21 protein-coding genes are annotated in these 18,242 nt (G+C 59.5%); 9 read left to right on the top strand and 12 right to left on the bottom strand.

The window, feature by feature from the left end; genetic code table 11:
- Nucleotide 1 precedes the first annotated feature (1 nt).
- The 5 genes from VWZ87_RS00715 to VWZ87_RS00695 are packed head-to-tail and all read left to right on the top strand — an operon-like array spanning nt 2 to nt 4,234.
- Entirely contained in the window at nt 2–2,137 is a 2,136-nt protein-coding gene (locus VWZ87_RS00715) for a chemotaxis protein CheA (protein WP_416535507.1), read from the top strand.
- The gene (locus VWZ87_RS00710) at nt 2,121–2,609 is read left to right on the top strand and encodes a chemotaxis protein CheW (RefSeq protein ID WP_340547715.1); all 489 of its coding nucleotides are present in this window, start codon (nt 2,121–2,123) and stop codon (nt 2,607–2,609) included. Before VWZ87_RS00715 ends, VWZ87_RS00710 begins: the two co-directional genes overlap by 17 nt.
- Complete coding sequence (locus VWZ87_RS00705) at nt 2,606–3,469, top strand: CheR family methyltransferase (RefSeq protein WP_340547714.1); 864 nt, start codon at nt 2,606–2,608, stop codon at nt 3,467–3,469. Before VWZ87_RS00710 ends, VWZ87_RS00705 begins: the two co-directional genes overlap by 4 nt.
- 37 nt (nt 3,470–3,506) lie before the next feature.
- Nucleotides 3,507–3,893 (top strand): response regulator, encoded by a 387-nt coding sequence (locus VWZ87_RS00700; RefSeq protein ID WP_340547713.1) that lies wholly within the window; start codon nt 3,507–3,509, stop codon nt 3,891–3,893.
- A gap of 35 nt (nt 3,894–3,928) precedes the next feature.
- Entirely contained in the window at nt 3,929–4,234 is a 306-nt protein-coding gene (locus VWZ87_RS00695) for a hypothetical protein (RefSeq protein ID WP_340547712.1), read from the top strand.
- Nucleotides 4,235–4,327: 93 nt separating this feature from the next.
- Here VWZ87_RS00695 and VWZ87_RS00690 read toward each other — a convergent pair whose 3' ends face one another.
- The 9 genes from VWZ87_RS00690 to VWZ87_RS00650 form a co-directional block, all read right to left on the bottom strand.
- Nucleotides 4,328–5,716 carry a PepSY-associated TM helix domain-containing protein gene (locus VWZ87_RS00690; protein WP_416535506.1) on the bottom strand — a complete coding sequence of 463 codons (1,389 nt, stop codon included), beginning with the start codon at nt 5,714–5,716 and terminating at the stop codon, nt 4,328–4,330.
- A 59-nt stretch (nt 5,717–5,775) separates the two neighbouring features.
- Nucleotides 5,776–6,156, bottom strand: coding sequence for a DUF2946 family protein (locus VWZ87_RS00685; RefSeq protein ID WP_416535505.1), 381 nt, complete (start codon nt 6,154–6,156; stop codon nt 5,776–5,778).
- Between the two features lie 115 nt (nt 6,157–6,271).
- Nucleotides 6,272–7,495, bottom strand: a complete 1,224-nt coding sequence (locus VWZ87_RS00680) for an NnrS family protein (RefSeq protein WP_416535504.1) — start codon at nt 7,493–7,495, stop codon at nt 6,272–6,274.
- Nucleotides 7,496–7,527: 32 nt separating this feature from the next.
- Nucleotides 7,528–7,698 carry an NnrT protein gene (locus VWZ87_RS00675; RefSeq protein WP_416535503.1) on the bottom strand — a complete coding sequence of 57 codons (171 nt, stop codon included), beginning with the start codon at nt 7,696–7,698 and terminating at the stop codon, nt 7,528–7,530.
- A 65-nt stretch (nt 7,699–7,763) separates the two neighbouring features.
- Nucleotides 7,764–7,946, bottom strand: coding sequence for a protein NnrT (locus tag VWZ87_RS00670; RefSeq protein ID WP_416535502.1), 183 nt, complete (start codon nt 7,944–7,946; stop codon nt 7,764–7,766).
- A 1-nt stretch (nt 7,947) separates the two neighbouring features.
- Entirely contained in the window at nt 7,948–9,885 is a 1,938-nt protein-coding gene (locus tag VWZ87_RS00665; RefSeq protein ID WP_416535501.1) for a nitric oxide reductase activation protein NorD, read from the bottom strand.
- Between the two features lie 4 nt (nt 9,886–9,889).
- Nucleotides 9,890–10,684, bottom strand: coding sequence for a CbbQ/NirQ/NorQ/GpvN family protein (locus VWZ87_RS00660; protein ID WP_416535500.1), 795 nt, complete (start codon nt 10,682–10,684; stop codon nt 9,890–9,892).
- 2 nt (nt 10,685–10,686) lie between these two features.
- Nucleotides 10,687–12,045 carry a cbb3-type cytochrome c oxidase subunit I gene (locus VWZ87_RS00655; RefSeq protein WP_340547704.1) on the bottom strand — a complete coding sequence of 453 codons (1,359 nt, stop codon included), beginning with the start codon at nt 12,043–12,045 and terminating at the stop codon, nt 10,687–10,689.
- A 12-nt stretch (nt 12,046–12,057) separates the two neighbouring features.
- Nucleotides 12,058–12,510 carry a c-type cytochrome gene (locus VWZ87_RS00650; RefSeq protein ID WP_340547703.1) on the bottom strand — a complete coding sequence of 151 codons (453 nt, stop codon included), beginning with the start codon at nt 12,508–12,510 and terminating at the stop codon, nt 12,058–12,060.
- Between VWZ87_RS00650 and VWZ87_RS00645 the strand changes: the two genes are divergently transcribed.
- Nucleotides 12,509–12,868: a DUF1858 domain-containing protein gene (locus VWZ87_RS00645; RefSeq protein WP_416535499.1), complete on the top strand. Its 360-nt coding sequence runs from the start codon at nt 12,509–12,511 to the stop codon at nt 12,866–12,868. The two genes, VWZ87_RS00650 and VWZ87_RS00645, sit on opposite strands and share 2 nt — an antisense overlap.
- A gap of 55 nt (nt 12,869–12,923) precedes the next feature.
- Here the strand turns inward: VWZ87_RS00645 and VWZ87_RS00640 are convergent, their stop codons facing one another.
- Nucleotides 12,924–13,613 carry a Crp/Fnr family transcriptional regulator gene (locus VWZ87_RS00640; protein WP_416535498.1) on the bottom strand — a complete coding sequence of 230 codons (690 nt, stop codon included), beginning with the start codon at nt 13,611–13,613 and terminating at the stop codon, nt 12,924–12,926.
- A 296-nt stretch (nt 13,614–13,909) separates the two neighbouring features.
- Here VWZ87_RS00640 and nirK point away from each other — a divergent pair, with 296 nt between their 5' ends.
- Nucleotides 13,910–15,133: a copper-containing nitrite reductase gene (gene nirK, locus VWZ87_RS00635; RefSeq protein WP_340547701.1), complete on the top strand. Its 1,224-nt coding sequence runs from the start codon at nt 13,910–13,912 to the stop codon at nt 15,131–15,133.
- Between the two features lie 38 nt (nt 15,134–15,171).
- Nucleotides 15,172–15,930 carry a formylglycine-generating enzyme family protein gene (locus tag VWZ87_RS00630; RefSeq protein ID WP_416535497.1) on the top strand — a complete coding sequence of 253 codons (759 nt, stop codon included), beginning with the start codon at nt 15,172–15,174 and terminating at the stop codon, nt 15,928–15,930.
- A 2-nt stretch (nt 15,931–15,932) separates the two neighbouring features.
- Here the strand turns inward: VWZ87_RS00630 and VWZ87_RS00625 are convergent, their stop codons facing one another.
- Together VWZ87_RS00625 and VWZ87_RS00620 are read right to left on the bottom strand one after the other, a co-directional pair.
- The gene (locus VWZ87_RS00625) at nt 15,933–16,541 is read right to left on the bottom strand and encodes a TetR/AcrR family transcriptional regulator (RefSeq protein WP_416535496.1); all 609 of its coding nucleotides are present in this window, start codon (nt 16,539–16,541) and stop codon (nt 15,933–15,935) included.
- A 97-nt stretch (nt 16,542–16,638) separates the two neighbouring features.
- The gene (locus VWZ87_RS00620; protein WP_416535495.1) at nt 16,639–17,646 is read right to left on the bottom strand and encodes an AraC family transcriptional regulator; all 1,008 of its coding nucleotides are present in this window, start codon (nt 17,644–17,646) and stop codon (nt 16,639–16,641) included.
- 155 nt (nt 17,647–17,801) lie between these two features.
- Here VWZ87_RS00620 and VWZ87_RS00615 point away from each other — a divergent pair, with 155 nt between their 5' ends.
- On the top strand, nt 17,802–18,242 hold the full coding sequence (locus VWZ87_RS00615; protein ID WP_416535494.1) for a cupin domain-containing protein: 441 nt from the start codon (nt 17,802–17,804) through the stop codon (nt 18,240–18,242).

Below are 18,242 nucleotides of genomic sequence, written 5' to 3'. Positions count from 1 at the left end.
GATGGCCGGGTCGATACAGGACACATTCTTCGAGGAGTGCGAAGAGCTCCTCGAAGCAATGGATGAGGGTTTGACCGCTATCGAAGGAGGCGATCATGACCCTGAGGTGGTCAATGCTGTCTTCCGGGCGGTTCATTCGATCAAAGGGGGGGCGGGCGCATTTGGCTTGGATGAGCTGGTGGCCTTTGCCCATAAATTCGAAACCGTCTTTGACGAAGTGCGGGCCAACCGGCTTGGTCTTGATACCAAGCTGATCCAGCTGTTGCTGCGCTCCAGCGATCATCTCTCTGATCTCGTTTCGACCGCGCGCGATGGTGGCAGCACCGATGAGGCCCATCACGATGTGCTCATCGCGGCTCTCGAGGAATATATTGATGAGGATGAAGAAGAGGTGGTTTTCCAGCCCATGGGGTTGGGCGGTGCCTTTGAGATGTCGCCAATCGAGGTGGAGAAAGAGCGGGTTTACTCGATCCGTTTCCATCCATTGAAAGACATGTACGGGACCGGTAACGAGCCTTACTTCCTGTTCCAGACGCTAGCTGATCTGGGCACGCTGGAGGTGGCGCTTGACGAGAGCGAGTTGCCAGGTTTCGATGCTCTGGATACCGACGAGAGCTATCTTATCTGGGCCTTGACGCTCACCACAACAGAGCCAAAGTCTGCAATCGAGTCTGTGTTTGAATTTGTCGAAGGGCTGTGCGAGCTGTCCATCGAATCCGACATGGATGAAGAAGACGAGGCCAATGCTCTGGCTGCACTGGAGGCTGCATTTGGTGCCGCTCCAGAGGAAGGCGGTGATCAGGTGGCTGCCCCTTTTGAACCGCCGGTCTCAGCTCCAGAACCGGAGGCTGTGGCGGCCCCGGTGGCCGCGAAAGCGGCTGCGCCAAAAGCTGAGGCCGCGAAGTCCGAGCAGCGTGGGCCAAATCCAACGCTGCGGGTCGACCTGGAACGCGTCGATCGTCTGATCAACGCCGTCGGCGAATTGATCATTAACCATTCGATGTTGGCACAGCAAATTGCCAACCTTGATGTTGCGGATCTGCGGGACGTCGAGACCGAACTGGAGGGCTTTAAAAATCTTGCCCGCGATATCCAGGAAGGTGTCATGTCTATTCGCGCGCAACCCGTCAAACCGCTGTTTCAGCGTATGGCGCGGATTGTTCGTGAGGCCTCAGCCGCAACTGGAAAAACGGCTAAGCTGATCACCGAGGGTGAGAATACCGAGGTCGACAAGACGGTCATCGAGCGACTCTCCGATCCGTTGACCCATATCTTGCGGAACGCGGTCGATCACGGTGTCGAAAAGCCCGACGATCGCGAAGCTGCGGGTAAGAGCCGCAGTGGCGAGATCCGTCTGTCAGCCTCTCACCGGTCCGGTAGTGTCTGTATCGAGATCAAGGACGATGGTGCCGGCGTTAATCGCCCGCGGGTGAAGCAGATCGCGATCGACAAAGGTCTCATTCCAGAGAATGCGGACCTGACCGACAGCGAGATCGACAACCTTTTGTTCTTGCCTGGTTTCTCCACAGCCAAGGAGATTTCCAATCTCTCCGGGCGTGGTGTTGGCATGGATGTGGTCAAAAACGCTGTCACGGCTTTGGGCGGGCGGATCAATATTGCCTCTACCCCGGGCAAGGGGTCGGTCTTCACCATCATCCTGCCGCTGACACTTGCAGTCATGGATGGAATGGTTGTTTCGGTCGCCGACCAAACGATGGTTGTCCCGATCACGTCCATTGTCGAAACAATGCGCGGCAGTGATGACATGGTCAACAATCTGGGGGCCGATGGCACGCTGCTGTCGATCAGGGGTAACTTCGTCCCTGTTTGCGATGTGGGCGGGGCGCTTGGATTGTCCAAGGCCGACCAGGATCAGCCACCGGGCGTCTATCTTCTGGTAGAAACGGAGACTGGTCAGCGCAGTGCCTTGGCCGTGGACGATATTCACGATCAACGCCAGGTGGTCATCAAAAGCCTCGATGGCGTTTGCGGGAATATTCCCGGCGTCGCCGCTGCCACCATTCTTGGTGACGGTAAGATCGCTATGATCCTTGATCCTGAAAGTATTCTTGCGGCTTCGCCTTCTGCAGCCGCTTTCGACACAGAGCGGAGAATAAGCAATGCAATCGCAAGCTGAAGCCAAATATGAAGATTCAGAAGTCAAACACGCCCAGCACAGCGAATTTGTCAGTTTCACCGTTGCTGGTCAGGCGTTCTGTCTGAAAATCACGCAGATCCGGGAAATCCGTCGCTGGTCTCCGGTGACGATCCTGCCTCATGCGCCCGCAGATGTCTTGGGCGTGATGAACCTACGCGGCGCGGTGATCCCGATCTACGATCTGTCCGCGCGATTTGGGCTGCAGCAGACCGAAGCGAGCGAGCGAAACGTCGTGATCGTTGTCTCGGTGCACGGCAAGCCGGTTGGTCTGCTGGCAGAGTCCGTATCGGAGATCATCTCGATCAACCCGGATGATATCCAGGACACCCCGCCGGTGGATAGTCGCAACACGATGGACTACATCCAAGGGATTATTTCGCACGATGAAACCATGGTGCGGATCATCAATCTGGATGCGGTCATCACTGTACCGGAACAGGTGATCTCGTGACCATTGCCAATCCCATTGATTCTCGTGCGGATGGTTTCACCCTGTCTGATCAGGATTTCGAAGCCATCGCCGATTTCGCGCACAAGCACTTTGGGCTGGCCATGTCCAGCAGCAAGAAACCCTTGGTTTCTTCTCGCTTGGCGCGGCGGTTGCGCAAGCTCAACTATACCGATTTCAAATCCTACCTGAAGGAGTTGAACGGACCAAATGCGGATGTGGAGCGCAGCGAGCTGCTGTCTCTGCTGACGACAAATGTGACGCAGTTCTTTCGAGAGCCGCATCACTTTGACACTTTGCGCGACGACGTGCTGCCGCCGCTCCTGGAAAAGGCGCGTCGCGGAGATCGGGTGCGAATCTGGTCGGCAGGGTGTTCGAACGGGCAGGAACCCTACACCATCGCGATGGTGCTCAAGGAACTATGCCCGGATGTTGAGAAACTGGATGTTAAAATCCTTGGCACCGATATCGATCCTGTTGTTGTCCGCAAGGCGTCGTCGGCACGCTACTCTGCTGAAGAGCTGTCGCAGATCCCGCAGAAATACAGCGGCTACTATAAGATCGAAGGGCAAGATGGTGCGATCCGCGAAGATCTGCGTGCCCTGCTGACATTTGGTGTGCTCAACCTGATCGAACCCTTTCCGTTCAAAGGAAAGTTTGACGCCATCTTCTGTCGAAACGTGGCCATCTACTTCGACACCCCGACCCAGCAAAAGGTCTGGCACGCCTTTCAGCGCAGTCTCAATCCGGGAGGCTATCTGTTTATCGGCCACTCGGAACGTATGTCCGGCCCTGCGGCATCGGCGCTGCAGACCGTCGGGATCACCACTTACTTAAACTCTCCTGCCGGTGGGAACACCTGAGCAGTCCGGCAAAAAAAGAGAAAATGAGGAACTAAAAATGAGCTTGAAAGACTCTCTGCGTGTGATGGTCGTTGACGATATGTCTACCAGCCGAGGCATCCTGACCCAATGTCTGGACGAGCTTGGCGTGAGTAACTACATGGTTGAAAACAACGGGCAATCTGCGTTTCAGAAGCTCGTGACCAATCCGGTTCACCTGGTGCTGTCCGACTACAACATGCCGGGCATGGATGGGCTTGGCCTGCTGAAAGCGCTGCGTGAGCACCGCGTGACACAACGTGTAGGCTTTATCCTCGTCACGGGCAAACCGACACCGGAGATCGTTGAAGTCGGTCGTCGCCTGGCGATGAATAACATCATTCGCAAGCCGTTCACCGTTGCCACTATGAAGCAGGCAATCGAGCAAGTGGTTGGCCGCCTATGAACATGCAGTCGACACCACCGCCAAAGGGTCACACGGTGAGTGATCTTTGCGATGTGTCACGCGCGGAAATGCAGCGGTTGCAAACGCAGGTGCAGGCGCTTGAAGATACGGTGCTTACAATCTTTGAGCGTGGGACGCCTCCAACCCGCGAAGAGCGGCAATCTCTGCAGGATTTCGATCTTGTCGTGCAGACGCTTGCGGCCCTGGGAAAGTTCTATGCGGAACTACAGAAGCTTGCGAAGGAAACCGGCGGTATCAATCTCAACGATAGCAGCGCCGTGGTGACATTGCACAAACTGCGTGACCGGCTCCGCGATCCGGCCAGCGCATCTCAGAAGTGAGACCCTCTGCACCGCCCATCGGGCGGTGCAGTCATATCTTGGGTCGTGCGCATGCCTGGTCGCTGGCGTATCTGCCGCATGTTTCGACTGATGTTATGTCAGGCGGTGGCGTAGCGCGGGCAGGCGCGTCAGGATCAACCCGTCCAGCATCAGCAGCGCCAGAAGAGCCAGCCCCGCCATCGGAAAGGCAATGCATACGGCAATTCCGACCAGTCCTGCGCCTTTCCAGAGAGGCAGCTCCTTGGGCATCGGCGGGGCGGAGAGGCGGCCTGATTTGGCAGGACGACGCTTCCACCAGAGCACCACGGCACTGGCACATAGAAACAGGATGGAGAGGCAAACCAGCGTATTTGCCAGAACGCTCCACAGCCCCAACGTTCCCATATGGAGGGCAATCCCGACGGCCATCGCCTTTCCGGGCCAAGAATAATCGGCAAACCGGACATCCGCCAGAATCTTGCCGGTGTAGCGGTCGACATGGACAGTCCGGTCAGAGGTGGGGTTGATACTGTCGGTGCTCATGGAATCGCGGCTTAGGGTCCAGACACCGGTATCGCCGCGTGCAATGCTGAGCTGATATCGTCCGCCAAATCCGATCTGGCGCGCCAGGGCGTCAACGCTGTCGATGTCGACAGTTGCACCGATAACACCGCTGATGCCCGCAGTTCCCCCTGAAGCTGGCATCGGCGTCTGCTCTAGTGCCCAAGGAACCTCGCGGCGGGTGTGGTCCATGCTGGCATGGGTATCGCCGGACAGGGGGACGTTGTCCCATTTCTCCGCCGGAAACTGGCTCCAGGCCTGAACCAGTTTCCCACCCCAGAGACCGGCCCAGGCAAGGCCTGAAACCAGAAACAGTGCAAGGAAAAGCGAAATCCCGAAACCGACCACCCCGTGCAGAGATCTCCACGTCGTCCGGCCGCGTCCCCGGCTCGGCAGCAATGCGTGGCGCCAGCCCAGATTTCGGGGCCACCACATGTATAGGCCGGTCGCGATCAGCAGCATGGTCAGAGAGGCAGCGGTTTCCAGGATGCGGTCGCCAGTGACGCCGAGCATCAGATCGCTATGCAGACTGTCGGCGAAATCATACCATCCGCTGCGGCGCGGGAAGGTTTCGATGACCGTGGCCGTATAGGGGTCGACCGCAACCATCACTGCGTCACCGTCGTGATCGATGCGAAAGAGCGCGGCGAGGTCGGCCCCTCGGGGGGCCACGTATGTTTTCAAGATGCCATCAGGCAGGATTGCCTGCGCGGCATCGGCCTGCGCCGAAAGTGGCAGGGCGTGGGCTTGGGCAGTGACGGGGGTACGTTCGCCATCGCGCCCGTCAACCCAGGCGATCCACAGCATGGCCAGCCCGGTTAGCGCGAGTGTTGCGAGAAACGGAATGACGAACAGACCGGTGTAGAAATGCCACCGCCAGGCAGCAAAATAGAGTTTCTGCGTGCGGCCCTGCGGCTGCACGGGGGAATGGGGCAGGGTCATAGGTTGGCTCCAGGCCTTTTTTCGCTGCCGGCGTGGCAGCGCATAGTTTGCAATTGACGTCAGAGAAGGAAGGTCAATGGCGCTGGAGGAGCCCGGGTGCGATGTGCCAGACCACGCGGGCGGTCTCGGCGCAGCGGTTTGACGACGGCTGCGCGTGTTCTCGGACGCTGTACCAAGCTCAGGCCGGGCGTTTCTGGATGGCTCGGCATCAGGGCCGCAGCGGTCAGTCGGCAGGCTTCACATTTTGCACGAGCACCGTGATCTGGGTCCGTGCTGTCACCACAGAGATCGCTTAATGTGCCGCCTGCGGCGACAAAGGCGGCATAGTCCGGCGAGTGAACGGTGCGGTCATAGCGATGTGCAAATCCGGTGCCGACCATGGCCAGCACCAGTGCTAGCATCATGGCCAGCCGTGGCAGGATATGTACCGCGAATCGCATGTGTAGTGTGTTACTTCGACGGCGGCGTGATGGCGAGTGATTCTGCTATATTACCTAAGCTTTTGTGAGCAAAATCATTGCACTAGGTTGGTACAGTCCCGACGATGGTGTCGCGCTAGGTGTCCGTCGCCGGTCGTCGGGTGGAGACCAGGGCCCGTCCGAAGAGCAATGCGAAGCCGAAGAAGGCGATGCACCACGCGATTGCCGAGATCAGATAGAGCTCATGCGCGATATCGGACCCGCTGTTCGCCACAAGCCGCGCGAAGGTGGCTATGATGATCGCCAACAGGAGCAGTCGGGTGCCTGCTCCTGCGACCAGTGGGCGGCCGGTATGTCCGCGCGTGGCGCGGATCATGACGGCCAGCGTCATTATGCCAATAGCCCCGGCCATCCACAGATGCTGGGCGGATGCGGGATCCAGCGGCAACCGCAGCAGCCGGATCGAGGCCATCAGGAGGGCGCCGATGGGGATCAATGCATAAGCCAGGTGCAGAATGCCCAGCAGTGGCTCCGCTCCTGTGTGATGTCCCTGCCAGCGGACCAGTCGCAGCATCTGCGCAACACCAAAGATGGCCAGCGCCGCTGCGGCTGCGATGTGATCTGGTACAGCAACCCATATGGCCAAGGTCGGCAGGCTGAGTGCCAATGCGATTTTGTCCAGAGATTGCATTGGATCCGCAGGGCGCACATCAGCCCCCTGTTTGACCAACCAGTTCCGGGTGAAACTAGGGATGATACGTCCGCCGATCAGGCAGATCATTCCAATCGCGTTGGCCAGTCCCAGACGCAGCCCCAACCCCTGTGCGGGATAGCCGCCCGCAGCCGTTTCCAGATGCAGCAGAAGCAGCGCCAATGCGTGTATAGCCAGCAATAGAAGGATGACGAGGTTGCGCCAGTTCTTTCCTGCGATGATCTCGCGCAGGACCACGGCGCCAAGCATGAGTGGAAAACTCACATCGACCAGAGTGACGGTCCAGACCGGAAGAAATGCGCCACATAGCGTCACGAGACGTCCCGCCATCCACAACAGAACCAGTGCCAGCAGCGGTCCTCCGGTGAGCGGAGCGCGACCGGTCCAATTTGGCACGGCGGTAAGCAGAAAGCCCGCGAGAACGGCGCTGAGGTAACCAAAGAGAAAAGACTTCGCGTGCCAGGATACAGGATCAAGCCTGAGCGGTAGGGTCAGCGTGCCGCCGAGCAGCCCGATCCAGGCGATCATCGCCAGTCCTGCCCAAAGCGTCGCAAGCAGGAAAAACGGCCGGAAACCATAGGAGAGTATCGGCGGAGTGCGCAATGTCGTTGTGGTATTTCCGGCATCTGCCTTGGTGGTCACGGCCATGGGTCAGCTCCGCTGGTATTCGGGTAACAGGTTCAAGATTGCGGCACTTCGGCGCTGTCCATAAGGCGTCGGATATGTCCGGCAAAGGCGTAGGTGGCGGGCAGGGCGATTACCGCACCTATGATGATCGACGGGGATATGCCCAGAACGGGCAGACCCAGCCAGCTGGTGATCAGAGCAGCGAAATATACGTTCAGTGCCATCGCACCGGCGCCAAACGGGTAGAGTGTGACGGCTATGCGCAAGCGCGACCAACCGGCTCGCGCAGTCATCGCCGCATCACCAGCATGTGCACCGCCGCAAGCGCCATAACCAAGGCGATGCAGGCCAGTGCAAACCAGAATTCGGCAGTTGCCGATTGCGCCTGCGGAACAGGCCGGTCAAAGCCCTTGGCCATGGCGGGCGAAGCGACGGTCGCGGCGCAGGATAGGATGAGCAAGATACGGCGCATGTCAGGTCTCCTGTGTGAGTGTTCGGTAAATGTCGGGCAGCGCGCGGGTCAGCCGTGTGGGATCCGACAGCAGTGAAAACCCGCCGCGTCCGAAAATTCGGGCAAACCAGTCCTGACCGTCTTCGTCGATGATGATGCCGTGCAGGCGCTGGCCTGCGCGCCGGGCTGTCCGAACGGCCATGCGGCTGTCTTCTATGCCATGCTGGCCTTCGTAATGGTCCAGATCGTTGGGTTTGCCATCTGTGAGGATAATCAGCAGTTTACGGCTGGAGGACTCCTTTGCCAACTGCGCGCTGACGTGGCGGATTGCGGCGCCAAGCCGTGTATAATGGCCCGGTTGCAACGCGCCGATATTGGCGGTGACGTCCTCAGACATCGGCGTGTCGAACCCCTTGCAGCGGGTCAGGAAAACGCGATCGCGGCGGAGCGAGGAGAACCCCCAGATCGCCAATCGGTCGCCGGCCACGTCGATCCCGAACGCCAGCGCCGCCATGGCATTACGCGCAATCTCAATCACGCTGCTGTCCGCAATTGCGGCCTCTGTGGAACGCGATGTGTCGATCAGAAAGGCGACCGATAAATCCCGCTGTTGCTGGCGTGTGTTCTGCCAGAGCCGGTCACTGCCGCGCCCTGTTGCGGCCAGCTCGGCGCGGGCGCTGATCACCGCATCGAGATCCAGCTCGGCGCCGTCGATCTGGCGCGGTTGCAGGATCCGGCGTGGACGCAGGGCCTCGAACTGGCGACGGACGCTGCGGATCTGGCGCGGATTGGGGCGGAAGGGACGTGTGGTGTCAGGCTGCGCTGCGGCCTCCAGCACGCGGCAATGATCCGACATCTCGCTTTGGCTACGATGGTTCCATTCGGGATAGGTGAATTCAGCGCTCAGCCGTTCGTGTTCGGCATCTGCGGGCGACAGGTCCAAATGCAGTCGAAGCCGCGAGGCAAGGCGACGGTCGTGTTTGGTCAGAGTTATCAGATCCTGATCCTCGGCGGCCTTCTGGGCATTGTCCGGATCGTCGTCATCAACGCTGCGGTTGATATTCATGGATTCGACCCAGGACAGGATTGATTCAAATCGGTGCAGGATGAAGCTGTCCTTGCGACGGGCCTGCTCCTGGTCTGCACGCACGCCGAGCTTGCGTTGGCTCATGGTGGCGGCGGCCAGTGGCGTCCTTTGGTCATCAGGATCGGCCGCAGCCGAGGCGGAACTCTCGGGGGAGGAATAGCGCAGCCAGATCGGCACCGGAGCGAAGGGCATGTATCTTTGGGACCTGCTGCTGTCTCTTGAGGGAGTGAATTCGCCCCAGTCGGCCGCCATGGCCCAAGGATCCAACGACAAGGCGGCGACGATCTGCTCTGCCACTGCGCGTTCGGCCGTATGCAACGGTCGTGATTGGCGTTGTGTCACACATAGAGCGGCCATCCGGAGATAGGCGGGCCGCAGGCCCGGACAATGTTGGGCAGCCCGCCTGCTGGCGGCAATGTTGGCCCGGATCCGGGCCATGTCCAGCGCCTGCGCAGGCATGTCGGCGCGCGGGTGCAGTTCTGCTGGATCGGTTGCCGCCGCCAGCGCAACAAGCCAGAAATAGGCGGCCCGGTTCAGATCGTAGCTGGGAAAGCAGGCGATCACCGGCGGCAGGGCCAGCCGGGTGCCGTCATAGCAGGGGATATATTCACGCAGCCGGTCAGCGGCGATCCGATGGCCGAAGGAGCGACGATGCTGCGCGACGGTAGCGGGGGTTTCGACCAATTCCACAGAAGCAGATCCCCCCAAGGCGCGAAACAGGACGGAAAGGCTGCGTCGCAGGTCCTGCAACCGGCAGGCCGCAGCAGATAGCATTTCACCATCCGTTGCGACCTCACCGGCGAGATTGCTGGCCATATCGTGCCAGAGGTTGCCAACAGTTTCCTCCGGCTCCATCAGGTCGAGCAATTTCATGGCGCTACCCGTAGATCGTGGCGATCAGATCGCGCAGCGCTTGTTTGATATCCTCTTCATCGGTGAGGGGCTCGATGATCGCGGCGTCCAGTGCCGCTTCTATCGCCATGCCGCTTTGGATCAGGCTGGCGGTGTAGATCAGCAGCCGGGTCGAGACACCTTCCTCAAGATCCATGCCCGACAGCGACCGGATGTGCCCGGCCAGCCGGACCAGAGGCTGAACACGGGACGGATCCAGGCCGCTTTCCTGCACAACGATGGCGATTTCCGCCTGCGGGTGCGGGAAGTCGAAGCTGGCTGAGAGAAAGCGCTGACGTGTTGAGGGTTTGAGACGCTTTAGCACGTTCTGGTAGCCCGGATTGTAGGAGGCGACCAGCATGAAGCCTGGCGGCGCCACCAGCTCTTCTCCGGTGCGGTCGATCATCAGCCTGCGGCGGTTGTCTGTCAGAGGGTGCAGCACAACTGTCACATCCTTGCGCGCCTCGACGACCTCATCGAGATAGCAGATCCCGCCTTCTCGGACAGCCCGGGTCAGTGGTCCGTCGACCCATTGGGTGTCACCGCCCTTCAGCAGGTAGCGGCCAATCAGGTCGGCGGCCGAGAGGTCATCGTGGCAGGCCACAGTGTATAGCGGACGGCCGAGCCGGGCGGCCATATGTTCGACGAAACGTGTTTTGCCGCAGCCGGTTGGCCCCTTTAGCAGAAGGGGGAGACCCTGGCTGTATGCGGTTTCGAACAGGGTGCATTCGCCTGCAATTTCAGAGTAGTGCGGGATCGCGCAGGGGGTTTGCATATTCATGGCTATTCTCCTGCGATGGTGCTGGTCTCATGGACCGGGCCCGGTGCGATCAGCTCGTCCCGACGCACCACGAGCAGCGCATAGATGAACAGGAGGGCGCCAATCACAACGGCGGCCCCGGCGCCAAACCGCATCAGGTAGAAAATCGCCAAACTATCCTGAACATCCATGTAGTAGTCGCCAATGACGCGCTGCATATGGGTCTGGATGGTGCCAGCAAAGGTGAGGACGAAGGTCATGAAGGCCATGCCGCCGGTCATCAGCCAGAAGCTCGCCATGTTCAGGACCTGGTTATAGGGTGCCCGTCCACGCAGCATCGGCATGGCATAGGTGAAGACCGCGAGATTCAGCGCCACATAGGCCCCGTAGAAGGACAGATGCCCATGTGCAGCAGTGATCTGAGTGCCGTGGCTGTAGAAGTTGACACCATGTAGGGTATGAAGGAACCCCCAGACACCGGCGCCAAAGAACGCCACGGTGCTCGATCCCAGCGACCACAGAAGCGCGGCCTTGTTGGGGTGGTTCTTGCGCCCCTTCCAGACCATCACAAAGGCAAAGGACATCATCAGGAAGAAGGGGATCACCTCAAAGGTGGAGAAGATCGAGCCGATCCACTGCCAGTAGCCGGGCAGGCCAATCCAGTAGAAGTGATGTCCGGTGCCGAGAATGCCCGAGAACAGCGCAGTGGCAACGATGACATAGAGCCATTTTTCGACCACTTCACGGTCCACGCCCGTCAGCTTGAGCAGCAGGAAGGCCAGAATCGCCGCCATAACCAATTCCCAGGTCGCTTCGACCCAGAGATGGACGACGAACCACCAGTACATTTTGTCGAGGGACAGGTTCTCGGGGTTGATAAAGGCAAAGACCCAGAGCAGCGACAGCAGCCACAGGCCCATCAGGAGAACGTTGGTAATTGCGGTTTTCTTGCCCGCCAGCACGGTCATCGACACATTGAACAGGAAGATCAGCGCGGCCACGAGGATGCCGAATTTCACCCAGAGCGGTTGCTCCAGAAATTCGCGCCCTCCGTGGATGCCCACCAGATAGGAGCCAACAGCGCCAAGTGTGCCGATCATCAGGATGGCAAGTTGCAGATAGGCAAGTTTGACCGAGAAGATCTCCCGTTCGGATTCCTCAGGGATCAGGAAATAGGCAGCGCCAAAGAACCCAAGCAACAGCCAGACGATCAGCGCGTTGGTGTGGATCATGCGAATGATGTTGAACGGCAGAAGCTCGGACAGGAAATTGGGGGCGACATAGATCCAGCCTGCCAATAGCCCGCCGATCACCTGAATTCCGAACAGCGCCAGAGCGCAGATGAAATAGGCCTGAGCGACCTTCTGAGATTGATATTTCATTGTGTCTCTCCCTTAGCCCGCGTCATTGGGCGGCCAGCCCTGAGTGTCGGTCTGATCGGCCCATCGCAGAAATTCGGCCAGGCCCCGGATCTCTTCGTCGGTGAGTTGGAAATACGGCATCTGACGGCGACCCTCGACACCGCTGGGCTGGCTCTCCATCCAGTTCTTCAGTGTCTCGAAGGCCTCTTCCGGTTCGTCCTGAACGCCCCAGCGGGTCATGACATTGCCGACTTCGGGGGCAAAATAGGCACCTTCGCCGTGCAGCGTGTGACAGTTGATGCAGGAGTGACGCTCCCAGACACGTTTGCCGAGGCTGACCTCTTCGGTCAGGGGCATTCCTGCGGTCGAGGTGGTCACGACGTAGCGGTGGCTGTGCACGGTCATGCCAATAAACACGACGACGAAGAAGATTGACCCTCCGTAGAACACATTGCGCGCCCGCGACTTGGTCAGAAATTCAGCCATGGCTTGGCCCTTTCCGGCAGTTGCTGATCATCCGGTGATAGCGCGCGGCGCAGCGGCAAAGGTTGCGCAAGCGCAAGGTTCGGCGCGATTGCGGCTGTTAGCGTGTTATCGAAGAGAGGACAGGCTTGTGAAATTGCCACCAAAACTGGATGACCCTGACCTGCCGCTTGACGTGCTGCTGACCACCTGGCCGGAAACACTGCGGGTTTTCATGGATCATGGCATGTTGTGCGTCGGCTGCATGGTCAGCCCATTTCATTCGGTTGCAGAGGCCTGCGCCGAATATCACCTTAACGAGGATATGTTTCGCCTCGAACTGGCTGAGGCAGTTCGCTTGGCTCGCGGCGACCGGGGTTAAGTCGGTTCCTGCGGCCAGCGATGACGCTAGGCAGGCAAGCCGACCCGCCGCGCGATCAGGGATCGCTGAGCAGCATCAGTCGATGCGGATCACAGATTGTGATCTTCTTGCGTTTGCTGCTGACCATGCCGTCTTTTTCCCAGGCACTCAGCAGGCGGCTGACCGTGTGCAGCGTGGTGCCGGTCAGTTCAGATACATCCTGGCGGGTGATCGGAAATCCGATCTCGATGCCCTCGGCCACCTTGACACCGGATTGATTGATCAGCCGCAGCAGCGCACGGGCGATGCGCTGTTCGACATGCTGGGTCGACATTTCCATGATGCGGGTGTTCATCTCACCCACCCGGGCGCCGACAGTTTTATATGTCTCAGTTGCAAAGCCCGGGTAGTCAGCGGTGAAGCTGTTCCACAGCGAGGTCGGCCATGACAGGATCAGCGCCTCACTGGCGGTCACAGCCGTTGCAGGGTAGCGGTCCTGTCCCAATGCCTTGGCGATACCGAAGAGCTGCCCGGATGGGATGTGGAGAGAGGTGACCTGATCGCCGTCGCTGGTGATCCTGACGACGCGGATGGTGCCGTCCAGAAGCAGGTAGAAGCGATCAGCAGGCGCCCCTTCTTCAAAGATGGTCTCTCCGGGTCCGAGGCCGCGGCTGCTTGCCTGATCAAGAATTCTGCGGATCTGGATATCCTCCAGCTGCGAGAAGGGCGGCAGCGGTCGAAGCAGGCTTTCATGTAGGTGGCGCACGGCATCTCCGAACAAGGAACTGGTTCATCCTATCGCGATATCGCGGTGATGGTCACCCATGTCTTTAGTCTGTTGCCGCTCTCGCAGCCAAAAAGCCGCGCCGTCTTTGCGCTGCCGCAAAGTTCTGTCGGGTGTGACGAGCTAGATTAATCGCGACACCAAGACCTGCGGGATGCGCTGTCTTCCGGCTGCATCGGCGCAGGAAAGGACGCCTCCGCCCCTGAGCGGCCGGAGACCCCTATTCCACTCACAACGCCCGCCGATTTTGGGCTGATCGAATGATAAGGAGAGTGACAATGACCAAACGCTTCAATCCCGGACTTGCACCCACAAGCCGTCGCAACGTTTTGCGTGGGACAGTTCTGGCGAGTGCTGCGGCCCTGACCGGCGGACTGGCATCCGCGGCGAATGGTGCAGCTCGTCGGGCCGCTGTTCCGCCACTGCGCGGCGCGGCGCCACGGTTCATTCAGGCCGAAGCACAGGCTCAGGCCGAGGCGGCGCCGGTTGATCTCTCCGGCTATACCCGCGTCAAACAGGAACTGGTTGCACCTCCCTTTGCCCCCAAGCACGAGCAGGTCGCAACCGGTGGTCCGAAAATCGTCGAGATCGAGTTGATCACAGAAGAACGACTGATGGTTGTGGATGAGGATACCGGCGCCGAAATCTGGGCGTTGACCTACAACGGGTCGGTCCCCGGTCCGCTGATTATCGTGCATGAAGGCGACTACGTCGAACTCACTTTGCGCAATCCGACCGATAGCCAGATGGAGCACAATATCGACTTCCATGCCTCGACAGGGGCGTTGGGCGGAGGCGGTCTGACCCATGTCTTCCCCGGCGAAGAAACCGTCTTGCGCTGGAAGGCAACCAAGGCCGGCTGCTTCACCTATCACTGTGCGCCGGGCGGCGCGATGATCCCCTATCATGTCACGCATGGTATGAATGGTGCCATTATGGTGCTGCCGCGCGATGGTCTGAAAGACGGTGAGGGTAACCCGCTGCGCTATGACAGTATCGCCTATATCGGCGAGCAGGATTACTATCTGCCGATGGATGAAAACGGCGATTACCGGACCTACGATTTGGCCGGTGACGACTACGCCGACAGTATCGAAGCGATGCGCACTCTGGTGCCGACCCATTCCGTGTTCAATGGTGCGGTTGGCGCGCTGACGGGTGAAAACGCCCTGCGGGCCAAAGTCGGTGAGACCGTTCTGATGATCCACAATCAGGCCAATCGCGACTCGCGTCCGCACCTGATTGGTGGGCATGGTAACTATGTGTGGGAAACAGGGTCGTTCACAGATGCGCCGCTGACTGGCATCGAGAGCTGGTTCGTGCGCGGCGGAAGTGCCATGGCGGCGATGTATACCTTCGAACAACCCGGCGTTTATGCCTATGTGAACCACAATCTGATCGAGGCGGTTCTACTGGGCGCCACAGCGCATTTTGTGGTCGATGGGGCCTGGAACAATGCGCTGATGGAACAGGTGGTTGCTCCCCGTAGCTTTGAAACCTGAACGGCTGCGCCACCAGCGCTTGCAGAAGGAAAGCCCACATGACTGCCGCCATTTCGCACGATACCGGGAACCGGATAGCCCTGCTGGGTCTTGGCCTGGCTGTGGCGGCAGCGCTGATCTGGGCGCTTGGACAATATCTCCCTCGCGGGCCCATCGGGTCGGCGGGGGAGAGTGTCCATCCAGAGCTGGTTCTGGCCGCCATGGAGCCAGATGCTGGGCGCGGACTTTATGTCATGAGACATGAAGTCACCGTCGCCGAGTGGAACCGCTGTCACGCAGATGGGATGTGCAGCCTAAAGCTGCGCACTCGCGCCAATCAGGATGCAAAGACAATGCCTGCAACGGGAGTGAGCCATGTTGACGTGAGCCAGTATCTGGCGTGGATCAATGCGCGCAGTGATGGCGGCTATCGCCTGCCAAGTGTTGCGGAATGGGCCTATCTCGCGGAGCCGGTACTCCCAGCCGAGCCTGAACCGATCTTTAGCGATCCCGATCTTAGCTGGGCTTCGGCCTATCTCCTTGGTGAGCAGCGCAGCCGGACGCTGCGCCCCCAGGGCAGTTATGCAACTTCGCCTGATGGTGTTGTCGATCTGGATGGCAATGTATGGGAATGGACGCAGGACTGCTATGCCGGAGAGTCCGGGGCCAGCCTCGATCGTTGTCCGGCTTATTTCGTTGCGGGCGAGCATCTGGCGGCAGTTCCGTTTCTTGTCCGCGATCCCGCTCGTGGGGGCTGTGCAGTAGGGTCACCCCCGGCGCATCTGGGCGTGAGACTTGTCCGTGATACGCCCATCTGAGGTTATTCTGCCCTAACTGCCGCAGTGATGAATCCTTGCAGGTTTGCGCGCATACGCCGGATCGGAACCCTGTCCAGGACACTGCGATAGGCGCTGCCTTCGATCAGATCGACAATCATCTGCGCCGTGCCCTCCGGATCGAGATCGCGGCGCATGTCACCTGTGGACATACCGCGTTCGATTACCTTGGCGAGGGCCGCAACCAGCGCGTTTCGATTGTCCAGAAACAACCGAGCGATATCGGGTTTGCGGATGGCCTCGCTGGTGATCTCCAGACCCAGAATAACGTTTTCAGGCACTGCGAGATATTTGGCATAGGATTTTACAAAACTGTCGAGCAGTTTAAGCGGCGGGCGCGCTTGGGTGAGCGCGTCGATAAACGGCGAGAGTTCCTGTCGTTCCAGCGCAGCGATTTCGACCAGCACATCATGTTTGCCGGGGAAATGATTATAGAGATTACCGAGGCTGACGCCGGCGCGCGTCGCGATATCGCGGACACCGGTCTGGTGATAGCCGGTTTCGAGAAAACATCTGACTGCCGCCTCAAGGATCTGCTGCCGCCGTTTGGCGGTGGTCTCGGTCCGGGTGAGTTTGGGCTTGCCGTCTGACATCAGTGTCCTGAGGTGAATGCTCTGTCGCGCAGCTGTGCGGGTCTGCGGTCTGCGGAGAGATGTAGCCCCCGCGCAACAGGCTGACAAGGTCGAGGCCCTAAGGGGTGTATTGCCGCCGCGCGGTTTGGCTGGGCGAATGCCCGAACCGTCCCTTGTAGTCGCGCGCAAAACGGCCCAGGTGGGAAAACCCGTTGGAAAATGCAGCGGTGGTGACGTCGGGTGTGTCGCGCTGCGCCATCAGTTGATAGTGGGCCGCATCCAGTCGCGCGTTGCGCAGTACCCGCATCGGGCTCTGCCCAAAAGCGCGGCGAAAGCCCTTTTGAAGGGTGCGGACATTCATGCCCGCATGTTCCGCAATGTCGGTCAGCTGTATTGGGTTGCTGAGATTGGCGTGGATGAAGTCCATCGCCGCGCGAACGCCGGGTGGCCCGGAACCGTGGTCAGCCCGTTCAATGATGTGGGAGATATTGCTGGGCAGCCGCGTCAATAGCTCTCGCGCCAGATCCTGTTCCACCCGGATATCCGAACCACGCAAACGCCCCTGGAACAAAATGCCGACTTCTGCCGCCTGAACGCAGGCACAGACCATCTGCCGCAGCCGCCGCCCGCCAGGAGCAAGCAGATCGACGCGGCTGGCAAAACGGATTGGCCCCGGCAGTTCCGCTCCGATCAGTTGCCGCGCAACCGTTTCAAGGTAATTCCGGTCGATCTGAAGCAGCAGCTTGCGGCAATCGGCGCTCCACCGCATCAAAGCGTCCCGATCGGGATTGAGCACCGTTGCAGTGGTTGCGTCGGCCAGGATCTCGGCGCCGCGATGCCGGACGCTGGCCTGGCCGCAAAGCGGGATCTGCAACAGGTAGAACGAGTCCAACATACCGGGGTCAATAGTCACCTCGGCGCCGTAGTGCAGGTAATTGATCGAGCAGTGACGCCCGGCTGCGTGATTATGGCGGACCGCGAGATCCTGATGCCGTTTGGCGAAATCCAGCCGGTGATCGCAGAATTTCTGCCCCACCCGGTGGCGTGCCTCGTCCAGATCCCCGGTGCGCAGCAGCGGATGATTGCTCAAATGCTCAACTGTGTCCGGGTTGGCTGGGATGGCCATCTTGCCTCCAGATCAGAGGACTGCAGCTTAGATTGCCCCGGAGATATTTCAAGCCTCAACCATCCTGCCATCAATTGGGTTCGTTTTCTGGATAATCGAATGTGCGACGCTGGTGCAGTCTGGCGGCATTAGATCAATTTCAGGGAGGAGACGTCATGGAAAAAGGGATCACCAAGGCCAAAGACGGTATTCGCGGCATGTCCTGGACAGTTGTCGGGCAGACCTATGTGCCCAAGTTGCTCAGCACCGATGCCTTCATATGGGATGCGGTTCTGCCGGCCGACACCTTTGTACCGCCGCATATCCATCCAACCCAGGATGAATGGATCAGTGTCCTGTCGGGGGAGCTTGAGGTGGAATTCTCGGGCGATGTGCATAAGGCGGGGCCGGGGGATACAGTGCGTATGCCCAAGGGCGAAGCACATGCGATATTCAACCGCTCCGGTGCTGAGGCGCATTGTATTTTCGGCGTCGCGCCCGCGCGCAAACTGTTTGACCTGTTCATTGAGCTGGACGGTGTGACCGACCCGGGGGAGCTGGTGCGTCTCTCTGCGCTGCATGAGGTCGATTTTCTGCCACCCCCGGCTGACGCATGA

Origin of the sequence: Phaeobacter sp. JH20_37, from assembly GCF_048056015.1 — a bacterium.
Classification (GTDB): Bacteria; Pseudomonadota; Alphaproteobacteria; order Rhodobacterales; family Rhodobacteraceae; genus Phaeobacter; species Phaeobacter bryozoorum.
Note: the sequence above shows the minus strand (reverse complement) of the source record. Positions and strands in the feature narration are given on the sequence as shown.

Bases quoted from the DNA above. Each gene is read 5' to 3' on its own strand.
- VWZ87_RS00615 (WP_416535494.1), top strand. From the start codon at position 17,802: ATGGAAAAAGGGATCACCAAGGCCAAAGACGGTATTCGCGGCATGTCC.
- VWZ87_RS00680 (WP_416535504.1), bottom strand. From the start codon at position 7,495: ATGGCCGTGACCACCAAGGCAGATGCCGGAAATACCACAACGACATTG.
- VWZ87_RS00670 (WP_416535502.1), bottom strand. From the start codon at position 7,946: ATGCGCCGTATCTTGCTCATCCTATCCTGCGCCGCGACCGTCGCTTCG.
- VWZ87_RS00700 (WP_340547713.1), top strand. From the start codon at position 3,507: ATGAGCTTGAAAGACTCTCTGCGTGTGATGGTCGTTGACGATATGTCT.
- VWZ87_RS00710 (WP_340547715.1), top strand. From the start codon at position 2,121: ATGCAATCGCAAGCTGAAGCCAAATATGAAGATTCAGAAGTCAAACAC.
- VWZ87_RS00655 (WP_340547704.1), bottom strand. From the start codon at position 12,045: ATGAAATATCAATCTCAGAAGGTCGCTCAGGCCTATTTCATCTGCGCT.
- VWZ87_RS00630 (WP_416535497.1), top strand. From the start codon at position 15,172: ATGACTGCCGCCATTTCGCACGATACCGGGAACCGGATAGCCCTGCTG.
- VWZ87_RS00685 (WP_416535505.1), bottom strand. From the start codon at position 6,156: ATGCGATTCGCGGTACATATCCTGCCACGGCTGGCCATGATGCTAGCA.
- nirK (WP_340547701.1), top strand. From the start codon at position 13,910: ATGACCAAACGCTTCAATCCCGGACTTGCACCCACAAGCCGTCGCAAC.
- VWZ87_RS00665 (WP_416535501.1), bottom strand. From the start codon at position 9,885: ATGAAATTGCTCGACCTGATGGAGCCGGAGGAAACTGTTGGCAACCTC.
- VWZ87_RS00715 (WP_416535507.1), top strand. From the start codon at position 2: ATGGCCGGGTCGATACAGGACACATTCTTCGAGGAGTGCGAAGAGCTC.
- VWZ87_RS00620 (WP_416535495.1), bottom strand. From the start codon at position 17,646: ATGGCCATCCCAGCCAACCCGGACACAGTTGAGCATTTGAGCAATCAT.
- VWZ87_RS00650 (WP_340547703.1), bottom strand. From the start codon at position 12,510: ATGGCTGAATTTCTGACCAAGTCGCGGGCGCGCAATGTGTTCTACGGA.
- VWZ87_RS00625 (WP_416535496.1), bottom strand. From the start codon at position 16,541: ATGTCAGACGGCAAGCCCAAACTCACCCGGACCGAGACCACCGCCAAA.
- VWZ87_RS00675 (WP_416535503.1), bottom strand. From the start codon at position 7,698: ATGGCACTGAACGTATATTTCGCTGCTCTGATCACCAGCTGGCTGGGT.
- VWZ87_RS00690 (WP_416535506.1), bottom strand. From the start codon at position 5,716: ATGACCCTGCCCCATTCCCCCGTGCAGCCGCAGGGCCGCACGCAGAAA.
- VWZ87_RS00660 (WP_416535500.1), bottom strand. From the start codon at position 10,684: ATGAATATGCAAACCCCCTGCGCGATCCCGCACTACTCTGAAATTGCA.
- VWZ87_RS00645 (WP_416535499.1), top strand. From the start codon at position 12,509: ATGGCTTGGCCCTTTCCGGCAGTTGCTGATCATCCGGTGATAGCGCGC.